The 2,600-nt window shown below is 65.1% G+C and carries 4 protein-coding genes; all 4 read left to right on the top strand.

Going from position 1 to position 2,600, the window contains the following annotated elements:
- The coding region (locus ACTJKJ_RS27255) for a FlhC family transcriptional regulator (protein WP_440819754.1) at positions 1-340 on the top strand (340 nt) is incomplete at its 5' end.
- A 10-nt stretch (positions 341-350) separates the two neighbouring features.
- Entirely contained in the window at positions 351-1,367 is a 1,017-nt protein-coding gene (locus tag ACTJKJ_RS27250) for a glycosyltransferase (RefSeq protein ID WP_440823309.1), read from the top strand.
- A gap of 347 nt (positions 1,368-1,714) precedes the next feature.
- Entirely contained in the window at positions 1,715-2,038 is a 324-nt protein-coding gene (flhD, locus tag ACTJKJ_RS27245; RefSeq protein ID WP_183490174.1) for a flagellar transcriptional regulator FlhD, read from the top strand.
- Between the two features lie 47 nt (positions 2,039-2,085).
- Positions 2,086-2,600 (top strand): flagellar transcriptional regulator FlhC (gene flhC, locus ACTJKJ_RS27240; protein WP_440823307.1); only part of this gene is annotated, 515 nt, incomplete at its 3' end.

The raw sequence follows: 2,600 nt of genomic DNA, 5'->3' as shown, positions 1-2,600 counted from the left end.
CTGGCAGCCCAACATCCATGCCAGCCTGTTCCTCAACATCCACGAGTACCTGAACAAGGTCGCGGAGATGGACGAGATCGACGTCGTCATCAAGGCCTACCAGCTGTACCAGGAACAGACCGCGGCGCAGAACCTGGAGCAGCTGCTGTCGGTGACGCGGGCCTGGCGCCTGGTGAAGTTCGTCGACAACGGCATGCTGACGATGACCAAGTGCAGCAAGTGCGGCGGTCATTTCGTCACCCACCCGCATGAGGTCGCCAAGCACTACGTCTGCGGCCTGTGCAACCCGCCGGCGCGCGCCGGCAAGGGCAAGGCGGCTGGCGGCATCCAGATGCATTGAGCGGCGCGGCATGGCCTCGCGCTGGCGCACCTGCCTGGTCGTGATTGCCCGCGACGAGGCGGCGACCATCGGCCGCCTCCTCGACAGCGTCCGTCCGTTCGTGGACGACGCGCTGGTGCTGGACACCGGCTCCACCGATGACACCGTCCGTCTGGCGCAGGCCGCTGGCGCGCGTGTCGCGCACTTCACCTGGATCGACGATTTCTCCGCCGCCCGCAACGCGGCGCTCGACGCCGCCGGTGCGGACTGGCACCTGGTGCTGGACGCCGATGAATGGCTGATCGGGGAGGGCAGTGGTGCGGCGCTCGAGGCGCTGCGCGCCACGCCGCCGGATTTCGTCGGCACGATCGCGCTGCAGGATCACTTCGACGGTGGCACTGCCCGTTCGCGCTTGAGCCGCGTTCTTCCGGGCGCGATCCGCTACACCGGCCGCATCCACGAGCAACCCGCGCATTCGCTGCCGATACGGCCGCTCGACCTTCATGTCGCCCACGACGGCTACCTGCCGGAACGGCTCCACGTGAAGCAAGGCCGCAACGAACAACTGCTGCGCGCCGCGATCGACGACGAGCCGAGCAACCCTTATCTCTGGTACCAGCTCGGCAAGGACTTGTCCGTGTACGAGCGCTTCGCCGATGCCGAAGCTGCCTTCGCCAATGCAGCCGCTCGCCTTGCGGACATGCCCCTGACACCGACGTGGTGGTCCGACTTGGCGACCCGTCGCCTGTTCGGCTTGAAATCGCTGAAGCGTCATGCCGACGGCATGGTTTTCGCCGAAGCGCAACTGCAAGTCTGTGCAGAGTCGCCCGACTTCTTCTTCGCGCTGGGTGACCTGTTGCTGGACTGGGCGGCGGACCAACCGGAGCAGGCGGAGGTGTTGGTGCCGATGATCGATGACGCCTGGACGCGTTGCCTGGAGATTGGCGAGCGTCCGGATCAACCGGGTGCCGTTGCGGGCCGAGGCAGTCACCTTGCGGCCTACAACCTCGAACTGCTGCGTTCCGCCTTCCCCCGAAGTCCTCGGTAGCAAATCCTCCGCAGGACGGCAGTGGTTGGGGGGCGGCAGGGCGCGGGGTCTTGGCGCTTGCCGCCAAGGCCCTGCGCCCTGGCGACCAACGCCCGGATCTCCGCAGCGCAGCGCCCCCGCCAACCCACCCCCACCGCAACAGGGCATCGCCCTCACAAACCCCCGAAAACCACCCCCGCCATAGCGCTGATCTGGCTTCTTGTAGGAATTGATCTGACAAACGCGTCGGCGCGCTCCCTAACCTTTACATGGAAGCGACCTGATGTTGGTTGCGTGTCGGGATCTCTACAGTTCGTCTCACGCTGAAACGAAACGACCTCAGCCCCCAACACCCCAGGAGCCGAACGATGAACGCCGACCAAATCCTCGCCGAGATCCGCGAAGCCAACCTGTCGTACCTGATGCTGGCGCAGAGTTTGATCCGTGCGGACCGTGAGCAGGCGCTGTATCGTCTGGGCATCTCGGAGGAGACCGCGACGCTGCTGAACACGCTGAGCGCTGCGCAGATGCTGAAGATTGCCTCGGGCAATACCTTGCTGTGCCGCTTCCGCATGGATGATGAGCTGGTGTGGGGCCTGCTGACCTCGCACGGCAAGCCGGCCGCCAATGACAGCGTGTCCCGCCTGCATGCCTCCATCCTGCTGGCCGGCCGCCATCAGGAAGCTGCCTGAGTTCGATATCGACGCCTGACCGCAGAACTGAAGCCGGAGACACCGCCATGCGCACCAAGTCCATCTTGACCGAAGCCAAGCAGATCGAGCGCGCCGTGACGCTGATCCACCTGGGCGCTCGCCTGCAGGTGCTGGAGTCTGAGACGGACCTGAGCTACGAGCGTCTGCTGCGTTTGTACAAGGAAGTTTCGGGCAAGAGCCCCAGCAAGGGCCAACTGCCGTTCTCCACCGACTGGTTCATGAGCTGGCAGCCCAACATCCATGCCAGCCTGTTCCTCAACATCCACGAGTACCTGAACAAGGTCGCGGAGATGGACGAGATCGACGTCGTCATCAAGGCCTACCAGCTGTACCAGGAACAGACCGCGGCGCAGAACCTGGAGCAGCTGCTGTCGGTGACGCGGGCCTGGCGCCTGGTGAAGTTCGTCGACAACGGCATGCTGACGATGACCAAGTGCAGCAAGTGCGGCGGTCATTTCGTCACCCACCCGCATGAGGTCGCCAAGCACTACGTCTGCGGCCTGTGCAACCCGCCGGCGCGCGCCGGCAAGGGCAAGGCGGC

This window comes from Roseateles sp. 22389, assembly GCF_052044995.1.
In the GTDB taxonomy this organism is placed as follows: domain Bacteria; phylum Pseudomonadota; class Gammaproteobacteria; order Burkholderiales; family Burkholderiaceae_C; genus Roseateles.
The sequence above is the reverse complement of the archived record's forward strand: the minus strand, read 5'-3'. Positions and strand labels throughout refer to the sequence as shown.